Below are 12,382 nucleotides of genomic sequence, written 5' to 3'. Positions count from 1 at the left end.
CTCATCGCTGGCAAGCCAGCTCCCACAGGGACCGCATGCGCAGCTCAGAACCTTGTGGGAGCTGTCCGTCCAGCTCGATGCGTTCACCGTCCTTTTCCGGATAGAGCAGCACCGCCTCGTCCCCCTCCATCAGGGCCAGGTCCTCGATCCCGTCGAGGTTGAAGTCCTGGTAGACCAGCACGCTCTGCTTCCGACCTGACCTGCAACAGCGGCGGGCCGCCATCCGGGGCGTAGACGCTGATGATGCCGGGGCGGTGGCGCCGCTGACCAGGCGCCAGTGACTGCGGTCGATATCGCGAACGACTTCGTGCAGCGGTCTGATCATCTTGCCCGTTTCCCGACAGCCGTTGTCCCAATCGCGCGAGACAGGGCTTGCCCGGCGGCCTAGGATAGGCTCGCTTCGTCCTTGTGTGTCGAGTTATTTCCGGAAGGTCCCGTATGTCCACTACAACAACCAGTGCAGCTCCCCCTCTTTCAGCCACATCCACTGCCAGCCCCGGCAGCCAGCTGGTGATGCAGGTCATCGCCGGCTGCGCCCTCGCCCACCTGGTCAATGACCTGATCCAGGCGGTGCTACCGTCGATCTACCCGATCCTAAAGGCCAACTACGGCCTGAGCTTCACCCAGATCGGCCTGATCACCCTGACCTTCCAGCTCACCGCCTCGCTGCTGCAGCCTTGGGTCGGCTACCACACCGACCGCCATCCCAAGCCATGGCTGCTGCCGGTGGGCTCGATCTGCACGCTGGTCGGCATCATCATGCTGGCTTTCGTCGGCAGCTTCGGCGCCATCCTGCTGGCTTCGGCACTGGTGGGCATCGGTTCCTCCACTTTCCATCCGGAAGCCTCGCGCATCGCCCGCCTGGCCTCGGGAGGGCGCTTCGGCCTGGCCCAATCGACCTTCCAGGTCGGCGGCAACGCAGGCTCGGCCTTCGGCCCGCTGCTGGCCGCGGCCATCATCATTCCCTACGGCCAGGGCCACACCGCCTGGTTCGGACTGGTGGCGCTGTTCTCGATGTTCGTCCTGTACAAGCTCAGCCGCTGGTACAGCCACCACCTGAGCCTGTTCAAGCTCAAGGCCGGGAGCAAGGCCACCCACGGCCTGTCCAGGCGCCGGGTGACCTTCGCCCTGGTGATCCTCGCGCTGCTGGTGTTCTCCAAGTACTTCTACATGACCAGCTTCACCAGTTACTTCACCTTCTACCTGATCGAGAAATTCGACCTTTCGGTAGCCAGCTCGCAACTGCACCTGTTCCTGTTCCTCGGTGCAGTGGCGGCGGGAACCTTCTTCGGCGGGCCGATCGGTGACCGCATCGGCCGAAAGGCGGTGATCTGGTTCTCCATCCTTGGTGCCGCGCCATTCACCCTGGCGCTGCCCTACACCGACCTGTTCTGGACCAGCGTGCTGAGCGTGATCATCGGCTTCATCATGGCCTCGGCGTTCTCCGCCATCGTGGTCTATGCGCAGGAACTGGTGCCGGGCAACGTCGGCATGATCGCCGGCATCTTCTTCGGCCTGATGTTCGGCTTCGGCGGCATCGGCGCCGCGCTGCTCGGCCACCTGGCCGACCTGCACGGGATCACCGAGGTGTACACCCTGTGCTCGTTCCTGCCGTTGCTCGGGATCCTGACGGTGCTGCTGCCGTCGACCAAAGGGGTCTGAGTTCTTCTGTGCTCTTGAGGGCCCAATCGCTGGCAAGCCAGCTCCCACAGGGCAGGTGTTGACCACAGGATTTGTGGCCGACGCGGTCACTGTGGGAGCTGGCTTGCCAGCTCCTACAGGGTAGGTGTTGACCATAGGATTTGTGGCCGACGCGGTCACTGTGGGAGCTGGCTTGCCAGCGATGAGGCCAGGTCTGACAACATCATTGCCCAACCCGGCCTCATCACTGGCCAGCTCTCACAGGCACCGAGGCGCCCCCCAGTTTTTTTGGGTATACGGATTTAATGGTTGATGGGGCACCTTCACCCCATCAATCTGATACCACCCTCAGATGGTTGATAGATCGACTCCGTAGTTGAGTTCCTCTGCGAAGTCCGGCAGTCCGTAACCGATGGTTTTCTTGTAGAAAGGAGAGACCTTCGCAGTCGGTGCCTTCTTCTTGTGCTTCGTGGTGTAGAGCATTCGTGCCCGCATCACCTCGAAGGAGTAACCGCGCCCTTCACGGTTCTTGTCCTTGGCCAGTCGGTTGATGGACTCCGTGTAAGCGTTGGTGACGGGCATGTCCGTCTCGAAGTAGGTCATGGTCTCTTCGCGCCAGTTTCCCACTGCCCTGACCAGATCGCTCCAGACTTCCTTTTGGCCCTTCGGGATGGTGGCTATCCACTCGTCCAGGGCGGCTTCTGCCTGGAGCCGTGTGGTGGCGTCCCAGATGCCGTAGAAGCGCTCCTTGTGCTCGTAGGCGGCCAGCAGTTGCGGGAACGCGCCTGTCCAGGTCTCCATGATGAGGCGCTCCCGGTCTGAGACTTCGTGAGCGCGTTTCAGCAGGATTTTCCGGTCTCCCTTGAGAGTCCGGCTCTGGGACGGTTTCAGCTCCTTTCTGAGGCCCTTGCGCACTCTCTCTAGGGCATCGTTGGCCATGCGCACCACATGGAACTTATCGACCACGATACGGGCCTGGGGCAGCACAGCCTTGACCGCTGCCCGGTAGGGGTTCCACATGTCCATGCTGACGATCTCGACCTTCTGCCGGTCTTTCAGCTTCATCAGGTAGTTGGTCACCACGTCCTGGCGGCGGGTGGCCAGCAGGTCGAGCAGGGTTCGCTCCTCAATGTTGGTCAGAATGCAGCGGTAGCGCTTGTTCAGGTATAGCTCGTCAATGCCCAGGATGCGGGGCGTCTCGAAGCGGTGCCAGCGCCCCAGGAACTCGGCGCGGGCGTTGAAGATGTCGCGCACCGTCTTCTCGTCCAGGCCGGTCTGTGCCGCCACAAAGGTGTAGGGGTGGTTGAAGGATTCCTTCTCCACGTACTCATGCAGCCGCAGTGTCATACGGAATCCGTCCACCATCTCCGGTAGCTGGGGCCTGAATGTTGTCTTGCAGGCCCGGCAGGTGTATCGGCGGCGGACCACCCAGAGAGTGACCCGCTTGCCGTGGATGGGCAGATCACGATAGGGAACGTCACGCTTGCCGAACCGTACGAACTCACCCTGCACGCCGCATTCCTCGCAGGCGATGGGATCGGGCACGTCCACCTGGAAGTGCATTTCGTCGTCGGTTGATTTGCAGCCCAGTACTTGGTATTGCGGCAGGTGAAGGATGTTGTCGGGAAGTTCGGTCATGGTGTTGTATAGGCGTAGGTGTCAGTCAGATCCATCCGACTCGGCATTGGTGTTTGCTTTTTTACCCAACAAGCTGCTGGAAACGAAAAGTAAGGCACCGAGGACAATTGCAATATCAGCCAGGTTGAAGGCCGGCCAATGCCAGTCTCGCCAATAGAAATCAAAGGAATCCACAACATAGCCGCGAAAGACCCGGTCAATCAGGTTGCCCATGGCGCCACCGAGGATAAGACTGTAAGCGATGGCTTCTCCTTTATGACGATTTTCAAGGATCAGCTTGATCAGAAAAATCGAGACCACTACCGCGATTCCGATAAAAAAGTAGCGCTGCCAGCCTCCACCATTCGCAAAAAGACTGAATGCGGCACCGGTGTTCCATAGGTGCACCCAGTTAAAGAACGGGGTCACCGAAACATACTCGCCATAGGCCATTGATTGCTGCACCAGCCACTTTACAGCCTGATCAGACGCTGCCAGCAGGCCCGATATGGACAATAGGGCATACGGCGAGAGCTTTTTGCCAATAATGAGCATTATTTAACCCTTCAACGCCAAAATGCGTCTGGCACCGTTAAGTACAATGCCCCCGCGATGGTGCCGATAATCAGATCCGGATAATTGGAACCGGTCCACGCGACCAGGGCGCCGGCGGTGATGACCCCCAGGTTGATCACCACGTCGTTGGCCGAGAATATCCAGCTTGCCTTCATGTGCGCCCCGCCTTCCCGATGTTTGGATATGAGCAGCAGACAACTGGTATTGGCAATCAATGCGACGAATGCGATAGCCATCATCACCAGCGATTCAGGCTCACTACCGAATACAAAGCGTCTCACCACCTCTACGAGCACGCCCACAGCCAAGATCAGTTGCAGTACACCAGCAAGATGCGCGGCACGTACCTGCATTTTCACGCTATGTCCAACCGCATAAAGGGCAAGCCCGTACACCGCCGCATCGGCAAAATTGTCCAGGGATTCTCCAATCAGGCCGGTGGACCGGGCGATCAGACCGGCAGTCATTTCCACCACGAACAGAAGTGCATTGATGCCGAGCAACCAGCGCAGGGTCCCGGATTCTTGCTTAGCAGAAGCTGCCGAAAACTCGGCGGCCTTGATGGTCTCCGGATTTGCAGCGACGGTTTCCTGAAGCGAGGCGCCTAGCCCCAAGGTCTTCAGTTTCGAGGTGACGGGCTCGACCTCGCCGTCATGCACGACCTTCAGCCGGCGGTTCGACAAGTCGAAGGACAGCGCCCGAATCTCCTCAAAGCCGTTCAGGGCTAGGCGAATCATTCGTTCTTCTGATGGACAGTCCATCTTCGGCACGGCATAAACACTGACCCATCTCCCTGGCGCCTCGGAGGAGGCCTGTATATCGGTATCCGCTGCGGACGTTGCATCACCGCCACAGGCGCCACCACAGGATTTGCTCATGATACGACTCCACTTGAACAATGTTGTGGTACCATTTAAAACTATAAAGCTACTATAAGGTCAATAGAGTAAAGAATCCGTTGGGGAGGAGGCTGATGCGCATTGGTCAGTTGGCGCAGTTGGTAGGGGTCGAAACACAGACGATCCGCTTCTATGAACAGCAGGGCTTGTTGCCGCCGCCTGATCGGCAGGACAACGGTTACCGTGTCTATACCGAGAAGCATGGTGAGGGGCTGGCCTTCATCCGTCGCTGCAGAATCCTGGGCCTGTCACTGGCTGAGATTCACGAACTACAGAGCTATGAGGACGACCCTCATCAGCCTTGTACCGCCGTCAACGCCTTGCTCGATGATCACATCTCTCATGTGCGGTCGCAGATAACCGCTCTGCAAGCGCTTGAGAAACAACTCGTTTCACTGAGAGCGAGTTGCAACGATGACCGGGAAGTTGAGGCGTGTGGGGTTCTTGCTGGAATTAGCGAAGGAAACATGCACCAGCAGTAGGTGAAGCATCAACCAGATAATCCGATGAGATGCCGGTCTGTCTCACTCTCATGCAAAGGTAAGATCAACCATTTAATCCGCTTACCCGTTTTTTTAACGCCTCAGAACACATATTTACTAATTTCGTCCCCGCCCCAGCCCCCTCAAGATCGGCCTCCTACAAAAACGAAGTGCGCCAAGCGTGCTCATCCTTGCCTTGGAGTCCGTCATGACCAACGCTGCGTCATCCGCACCGCTTATCGAGAAACACACGATCGGCTACGTGCCCCCGAAGATCGCCATGGAAAGGTACGGGACCTGTTCACCCTCTGGTTCGGCGGCAATATCGCGCCGTTGCCCATCGTCACCGGGGCCCTCGGGGTCCAGTTGTTCCACCTGAACCTGGTCTGGGGCATCGTCGCGATCCTCGTCGGCCACCTGCTCGGCGGTGTGTTGATGGCCCTGCATTCGGCCCAGGGCCCGCAAATGGGCATCCCGCAGATGATCCAGAGCCGCGCCCAGTTCGGCTCCCTCGGCGCCCTGCTGGTGGTGGTGATCGCCGGCCTGATGTACATCGGCTTCTTCGCCTCCAATATCGTCCTGGCCGGCAAGTCCTTGCATGGCGTGGCCGAGAGCATCCCGGTGCCGGTGGGCATCGTGATCGGCGCCCTCGGCTCGGGAATCATCGGCATCATCGGCTACCGCTTCATCCACGTACTCAACCGCATCGGCACCTGGGTACTGGGCATCGGTATCGTGGTCGGCTTCGGCTACATCCTCAGCCACGTGCAGTCCGATGACTTCCTCACCCGCGGCAGCTTCAATCTGTCCGGCTGGCTGGCCACGGTGTCGCTCGCCGCGCTGTGGCAGATCGCCTTCGCCCCTTACGTGTCCGACTATTCGCGCTACCTGCCGGCCAACGTGCCAGTGGCGGCGACCTTCTGGACCACCTACCTGGGCTCGGCCCTGGGTTCGAGCCTGTCCTTCGCGTTCGGTGCCGTCGCGGTACTGGCGGTACCGGCCGGCATGGACAGCATGGACGCGGTCAAGCTCGCCACCGGCGCCATCGGCCCGCTGATGCTGGTGCTGTTCCTGCTCAGCGTGATCAGCCATAACGCTCTCAACCTGTATGGCGCGGTGCTGTCGCTGATCACCCTGGTGCAGACCTTCGCGTATCGCTGGATCCCTACCGCGAAAAGCCGTGCGGTGCTGTCGCTGGTGGTGCTGCTGGGTTGCTGCGTAGTGGCGGTGTTCGCCTCGGCGGACTTCATCGGCCACTTCGTCGATATGGTCCTGGTGCTGCTGGTGGTGCTGGTGCCGTGGACGGCGATCAACCTCATCGACTTCTATGCGATCCACAAGGGCGACTACGACATCGCCTCGATCTTCAAGGTCGATGGCGGCATCTATGGCCGTTACAACCCGCAGGCGCTGCTGGCCTACGCCATCGGCATCCTGGTGCAGATTCCGTTCATGAACACCCCGCTGTATGTCGGCCCGGTCTCGGCGCATATCGATGGCGCCGACCTGTCGTGGCTGGTCGGGCTGCTGGTCACCTCGCCGCTGTACTACTGGCTGGCGACCCGGGACAGTGCGTATCGCCGGCGGCAGACCAGCGCCAAGCTGGCGGCTGCGCACTGATCGCACGCAGCGCCTGAACGCAAAGGCCGCGGAGGTTTGCTCCGCGGCCTTTTTTCATACCGCTACGGTCAGCGGCGAAGCTGACACCGACAGCGTCAGCAATGCTTTGCAAATCCTCATGTTCAGCAACGCGTCACTGAGCAATTCCTGGTGGCGGTCATTGGGCAGGTCGGGAAGGCAGGCGGCGTACTGGATGGCTTTGACGAGGTGTTCGGTTGCCCGCTGGATGGCGTCTTCATGAGAGAGGCCGGGGCCGACGCAGAGGATCGGGGGTGGATCGGGGACGAGCTTTTTCATGGTGTAACTCCTAGCCGGGTGATGCCGTCACCGACTCGCCGCTAAACGAGTGGGTGGCAGCTGTACGTGGGTTAGCAGACCGAGGGCTAGGAGACCCGGCGCACCCGAAGGTGCCCACACGCACAGCCGCCATTACAAGCGTCGCTGGAGTGCACTAGCCATTCGGACTGCTAATCCGTGTCGTCGATGTGCGACGACCGGCGAAGACTAGGCAGGGTTTCCCAAGGACGCAACCACCAAGCGGAGGTCGGGAGTATGCTTGGGAAACTGCCTACAAGAAAGTCGGAAATCGGTGAAGTTTCCAGACATATGCAACAGAACTTGACCCGGCCACTGAATGCGGCATTCGGCAGCTCACCCCCGCAAGTAAACCAGCAACCTCCCCAGCATCTCGTCACACCCGCGCAATTGCTTCAGGCTGACGAACTCATCCGGCTTGTGTCCCTGGTCCATGCTACCCGGCCCGCACACCACGGTGGGAATCCCTGCCTGCTCGAAAAGCCCGCCCTCGGTACCGAAAGCCACGGTGCCGAACCCGTCGGAACCGCTGAGCATCGCCAGCAGCCTGGCCGCCTCGCTATCAGGCGCGGTGGCCAGCCCCGGATAGGCGCTCAGCGGTCGCAGGCTGACACCGGTAGCGGGCTCTACCGCCTGCATCTTCGGTACCAGTTCCGCCTCGGCAAAACGCTCCAGTTCATCCGCTACCACCTGCGCATCGAAGCCCGGCAAGGCCCGTACCTCGAAATCGAACTCGCATTCCGCCGGGACGATATTCAGCGCCCGGCCACCCTTGATCACGCCGGTCTGCACCGTGGAGAACGGCGGATCGAAGCGTTCGTCGTGCAGTTCGGGAGCGGCCAGGCGTTCGCCGATCTCGCCGAGCTTGCCGATCAGGCGCGCCGCATATTCGATGGCGTTCACGCCATAGGGTGCGTAGGCCGAATGGCAGGCCGCGCCATGCACCTGGCAACGAATGGCCAGCTTGCCCTTGTGGCCGAGGACCGGCTTGAGCTCGGTGGGCTCGCCGATCAGGCACAGCACCGGCTTGTGCGGGCGCTGCTCCAGGGCGGCGAGCATCGAACGCACGCCGAGGCAGCCGACTTCTTCGTCATAGGAAAACGCCAGGTGCACCGGGGTGCGCAGCGGCGCGGCGACGAAGGCCGGGACCGCCGCCAGCACGCAGGCGATGAAGCCCTTCATGTCGGCAGCGCCGCGGCCATACAGGCGGCCGTCGCGCTCGCTCATGACAAAGGGCTCGACCGTCCACGCCTGGCCGTCCATCGGCACCACGTCGGTATGCCCGGACAGCACCACGCCGCCACGGTCCCGAGGGCCGATGGTGGCGAACAGATTGGCCTTGGTGCCCTCGTCGTTGAGAAACAGCTCGCTGTCCACGCCATGACTGGCCAGGTAGTCGCGGATAAAGGCGATCAGTTCCAGGTTGGAGTCGCGGCTGACCGTCGGGAAGGCGATCAAGCGCGCCAGCAGGCCACGGCTGTTCGCGTCATTCATCGCCCGGCACTCCGTAGCTCGGCGCGGCGGTGGGGTCGAGGGCGCGGGTCACGTAGTCCTGCATCTGCGGGCGGTAGGCCTGCCACAGGGCATCGAGCTGGCCGATGGGGTCTTCGTCGGCCCAGTCCACGCGCAGGTCCACCAGCGGCCAGGTCAGTTCCCCTGCCACCTTCAGCGCCGCCGAGTGCACCGGGCCGGCCTCGCCACCGGCGGCCATGGCGGCGTGCATCGCGGCCAGCAGGCGCTCGGGAAGCTGGCCGTCGGCCTGTTCGAAGGCGCTGACCATGGCTTCGATCACGTGGCGCCCGGAAAGCAGGTTGCCCGCCGCCGCGCACTGCTCGCCGGCCACGGCATGGTGCACACCCAAGGCTTCGCTGCCGGTGAACAGCGCGACCCGGCCCTGGCTGTCGATCACCGTGACCTGGCGGTGCTGGCTCCAACCGTTGGCGCCGAGCGCTCGCTCCAGGGCATCGGCAGGCGCGCTCTGCTCACGCTCGAGCAGATCGAGGATCTGCGGGCCCAGGGCTGGCAGGGTGATGTTCTGCGTCGACACCGCGCCGACGCCGGCACGCACCCAGGGGCAGCGGGCGCCGACGGCGATGCTGGAGGAACTGATGGCGATGCCGACCTGGCCGGTTTCGGGGCAGCGGCCAATGATGGAGAAGGTCATGCAGGGGCTCCTTGAAGGTCTGGTTCAGAGAGCATTGTGGCTGGCCGCAGTGGAGCGGGAAATTCGCGGATTTATGGCTTGGGGGAAGGAAAAAACTGGCCTGGCCCCGCCAGGGCACCCACCCTCGGCTTTTTATCGCCAACCCCCAGTTATTAACTATTTTCGCCTTTTCCTGCGCTTCCCTAGTCTGGCCCCAGGCAACGGCGGTTCTCCGACCGTCCCCGAACACAACGCCTGGAGAAAGGGCAATGGGCATGACTTTGAACAACCTTGAAATCGATACCCTGGTGGTTGGCGCCGGACAGGCCGGGGTGGCCATGAGCGAACACCTGAGCAAGCTCGGCGTGCCGCACCTGGTGCTGGAGCGCAATCGCATCGCCGAAGCGTGGCGCACCGGCCGCTGGGATTCGCTGGTGGCCAACGGCCCGGTCTGGCACGACCGCTTCCCCGGCCTGGAATTCGACCTCGACGCCGACGCCTTCGCCGGCAAGGACCAGGTCGCCGATTACTTCGAAGCCTACGTGCGCAAGTACGACCTGCCGATCCGCACCGGCGTCCAGGTGAAAAAGGTCACCCGCAAAGCCGATCGCCCGGGCTTTACCATCGAAACCAGCGAAGGCACGCTGCATGCTGCCCGCGTGGTTGCCGCGACCGGCCCGTTCCAGCGCCCGGTGATCCCGGCCATCGCGCCGAAGGATCCGGCGCTGCACCAGATCCACTCCGCCGCCTACTTCAATCCGCAGCAGTTGCCCGAGGGCGCGGTGCTGGTGGTGGGCGCCGGCTCTTCCGGTGTGCAGATCGCCGACGAACTGATGCGTGCCGGGCGCAAGGTCTATCTCTCGGTGGGGGCCCACGACCGTCCGCCGCGCGCCTACCGCAACCGCGATTTCTGCTGGTGGCTGGGTGTGCTCGGCGAGTGGGACGCGGAAATCATGAAGCCCGGTCGCGAGCACGTGACCATCGCCGTCAGCGGCGCCCGCGGCGGCCATACCGTGGACTTCCGCGCCCTTGCCCACCAGGGCATGACCCTGGTCGGCCTGACCCAGTCGTTCCAGGATGGGGTCGTGCGCTTCCAGGACAACCTGGTGGACAACATCCGTCTCGGCGATGAGAACTACCTGGCGCTGCTGGACGCTGCCGACGCCTACATCGAACGCAACGGCCTCGACCTGCCGGAAGAACCGCAGGCCCGCATGCGCTTGCCCGACCCTGAATGCATGACCCGGCCGATCCTCGAACTGGACCTGGCCAAGGCCGGCGTCACCAGCGTGATCTGGGCCACCGGCTACGGCCTGGACTTCAGCTGGCTGGCGGTGGATGCCTTCGATGCCAACGGCAAACCCAGGCACCAGCGCGGCGTGTCCAGCGAGCCCGGCGTTTACTTCCTGGGGCTGCCATGGCTGTCGCGCCGTGGCTCCTCGTTCATCTGGGGCGTGTGGCACGACGCCAAGCACGTGGCCGGGCACATCGCCACCCAGCGCACCTACCTGGCCTACCGCGACAAGGCCCAGCGCCAGTCCGCCGCCGCTACCGAATCGTCTGAAAACGCTGCTCTCGAAGGAGTCAACTGATGCCAACCCATACCCGCATCCGCATGTTCAACACCAGAGCCACCTACCCCAACCAGACCCTCGACAACGACCTGTGCCAGGCCGTGCGTGCCGGTAATACCGTGTACGTACGGGGCCAGGTGGGGACCGATTTCGAAGGCAACCTGGTGGGCCTCGGCGACCCGCGCGCGCAGGCCGAACAAGCGATGAAGAACGTCAAGCAACTGCTGGAAGAAGCGGGTTCGGACCTGAGCCATATCGTCAAGACCACCACCTACATCACCGACCCGCGCTTCCGCGAACCGGTATACCGGGAAGTGGGCAAATGGCTGAAGGGCGTATTCCCGATTTCCACCGGCCTGGTGGTGGCCGGGCTGGCGCAGGCGGAATGGCTGATGGAAATCGACGTGATCGCGGTGATTCCGGAGTAAGCAAGACCGCAAGACCATGCACCATCCTGTGGGAGCTGGCTTGCCAGCGATGAGGCCCGACTGGACAACATCTTTGTTGTCGACGGCCAAATCGCTGGCAAGCCAGCTCCCACAGGGTTTTGGGCCAGCCGATTCAGGAAAGCCCGGAGAGTTCTTCCCGACAGAAATCCACGAACAACTGCGCCGGCCGGGTCAACTGCACCCGCTTCAGCTTGGCCGTGACCAGTCCGGACAATTCCACCGGCTCGGCGATGTCCACCGCCACCACTTTCTGCCCGTCATAGGTGCATTCCGAGCTCGGCCGGGTGACCAGCAGCGAGAAGCCGAAACCCTGCCCTACCATGCCCCGCACCATCTCGATCGATGGCGAGCTGAAGACGATGTTCGGGGTCAGCCCGAGGTCGTTGAACAGGCTGACGAAGTAGGTCCGGCTCGGCGCGACGTCCAGCAGGATCATCGGCTCCGGACACAGGTCGCGCAGTGATACCTGGGCCTGGCTGGCGAAACGATGCTTTTGCGGCAGCAGCACATAGGGCTTCTGCGGCGGCATCAGCGGTTCGGTCTCGATGGTGTTGTCCAGGTAGTGGTCGTACAGGAAGGCCAGGTCGAACGCCCCCGAGGTCAGCCCCTGCACCAGCTCCTGCTGCTCGCCGTCGCGCATGCGGATGTCCACGCCGGGATAACGCTCGCGGAACCCGGCGATCAGACGCGGCAGGTACAACGGCGCGACGGTTTCGAATACGCCGATATCGATCTGCCCGGCCACGGTGTCGTTGTCGGCCAGGGCGTTCTGCTCGAACTCCCGGGCCATCTGCAGCAGCGACTTGGTCTTGGCGTAGAAGCGCTTGCCACTGGGGGTCAGCGAGACGCCCTGGGCGTGATGGCGGATGAACAGCTGCACGCCGAAGCTCTCTTCCAGGCTCTTGATCGCCGTGGAAATCGACGGCTGGGCGATGTACAGCTGGCGCGAGGCCTCGGCAACGCTGCCAGCCTCCACCGTGGTGACGAAATACTTGAGTTGTCGCAGGGTGTAGGACGCCACGTGAACTTCTCCTGGCAGGTTTACCCATCACCTTACCCTAGCCGT

General features: G+C 62.3%; 11 protein-coding genes and 2 pseudogenes. 5 read left to right on the top strand and 8 right to left on the bottom strand.

Translation table 11 applies throughout. From position 1 onward, the window contains the following. Position 1 precedes the first annotated feature (1 nt). Positions 2-325: a hypothetical protein gene (locus tag CSV86_RS07680; protein ID WP_158487745.1), complete on the bottom strand. Its 324-nt coding sequence runs from the start codon at positions 323-325 to the stop codon at positions 2-4. A gap of 113 nt (positions 326-438) precedes the next feature. Between CSV86_RS07680 and CSV86_RS07675 the strand changes: the two genes are divergently transcribed. Continuing rightward, a complete protein-coding gene (locus CSV86_RS07675) occupies positions 439-1,662 on the top strand; it encodes an MFS transporter (protein ID WP_037062396.1) in 1,224 nt (407 codons plus the stop codon). A gap of 327 nt (positions 1,663-1,989) precedes the next feature. Here the strand turns inward: CSV86_RS07675 and CSV86_RS07670 are convergent, their stop codons facing one another. The 3 genes and pseudogenes from CSV86_RS07670 to CSV86_RS07660 form a co-directional block, all read right to left on the bottom strand. Beyond that, complete coding sequence (locus tag CSV86_RS07670; protein WP_004574636.1) at positions 1,990-3,279, bottom strand: ISL3-like element ISPpu12 family transposase; 1,290 nt, start codon at positions 3,277-3,279, stop codon at positions 1,990-1,992. A gap of 21 nt (positions 3,280-3,300) precedes the next feature. Further along, positions 3,301-3,813, bottom strand: coding sequence for a signal peptidase II (gene lspA, locus CSV86_RS07665; protein WP_003821921.1), 513 nt, complete (start codon positions 3,811-3,813; stop codon positions 3,301-3,303). Between the two features lie 3 nt (positions 3,814-3,816). Next, a pseudogene (locus tag CSV86_RS07660) lies at positions 3,817-4,712 on the bottom strand (cation efflux transmembrane domain-containing protein). Between the two features lie 95 nt (positions 4,713-4,807). Between CSV86_RS07660 and cadR the strand changes: the two are divergent. Both cadR and CSV86_RS07650 read left to right on the top strand, forming a co-directional pair. Continuing rightward, complete coding sequence (gene cadR, locus CSV86_RS07655; protein WP_009403731.1) at positions 4,808-5,215, top strand: Cd(II)/Pb(II)-responsive transcriptional regulator; 408 nt, start codon at positions 4,808-4,810, stop codon at positions 5,213-5,215. Positions 5,216-5,423: 208 nt separating this feature from the next. Continuing rightward, positions 5,424-6,835: pseudogene (locus tag CSV86_RS07650) on the top strand (purine-cytosine permease family protein). A gap of 54 nt (positions 6,836-6,889) precedes the next feature. Here CSV86_RS07650 and CSV86_RS07645 read toward each other — a convergent pair. The 3 genes from CSV86_RS07645 to CSV86_RS07635 form a co-directional block, all read right to left on the bottom strand. Then, positions 6,890-7,132, bottom strand: coding sequence for a hypothetical protein (locus tag CSV86_RS07645; protein WP_009407229.1), 243 nt, complete (start codon positions 7,130-7,132; stop codon positions 6,890-6,892). Between the two features lie 354 nt (positions 7,133-7,486). After that, a complete protein-coding gene (gene argE / locus CSV86_RS07640; RefSeq protein WP_009407231.1) occupies positions 7,487-8,644 on the bottom strand; it encodes an acetylornithine deacetylase in 1,158 nt (385 codons plus the stop codon). Continuing rightward, positions 8,637-9,314 (bottom strand): DUF1028 domain-containing protein, encoded by a 678-nt coding sequence (locus CSV86_RS07635; RefSeq protein ID WP_009407233.1) that lies wholly within the window; start codon positions 9,312-9,314, stop codon positions 8,637-8,639. Before CSV86_RS07635 ends, argE begins: the two co-directional genes overlap by 8 nt. Before the next feature lie 254 nt (positions 9,315-9,568). Between CSV86_RS07635 and CSV86_RS07630 the strand changes: the two genes are divergently transcribed. Further along, positions 9,569-10,885 carry a flavin-containing monooxygenase gene (locus tag CSV86_RS07630; RefSeq protein ID WP_037062268.1) on the top strand — a complete coding sequence of 439 codons (1,317 nt, stop codon included), beginning with the start codon at positions 9,569-9,571 and terminating at the stop codon, positions 10,883-10,885. Continuing rightward, on the top strand, positions 10,885-11,295 hold the full coding sequence (locus CSV86_RS07625) for a RidA family protein (protein ID WP_009407237.1): 411 nt from the start codon (positions 10,885-10,887) through the stop codon (positions 11,293-11,295). Before CSV86_RS07630 ends, CSV86_RS07625 begins: the two co-directional genes overlap by 1 nt. Positions 11,296-11,428: 133 nt before the next feature. On the opposite strand, the gene CSV86_RS07620 is transcribed toward CSV86_RS07625, so the two are convergent. Continuing rightward, entirely contained in the window at positions 11,429-12,337 is a 909-nt protein-coding gene (locus CSV86_RS07620) for a LysR substrate-binding domain-containing protein (protein WP_009407239.1), read from the bottom strand. Between the last annotated feature and the right edge of the window lie 45 nt (positions 12,338-12,382).

This window comes from Pseudomonas bharatica CSV86 (genome assembly GCF_000319305.2).
GTDB classification, from domain to species: Bacteria; Pseudomonadota; Gammaproteobacteria; order Pseudomonadales; family Pseudomonadaceae; genus Aquipseudomonas; species Aquipseudomonas bharatica.
This window is presented reverse-complemented; position numbering and strand designations above follow the sequence as displayed.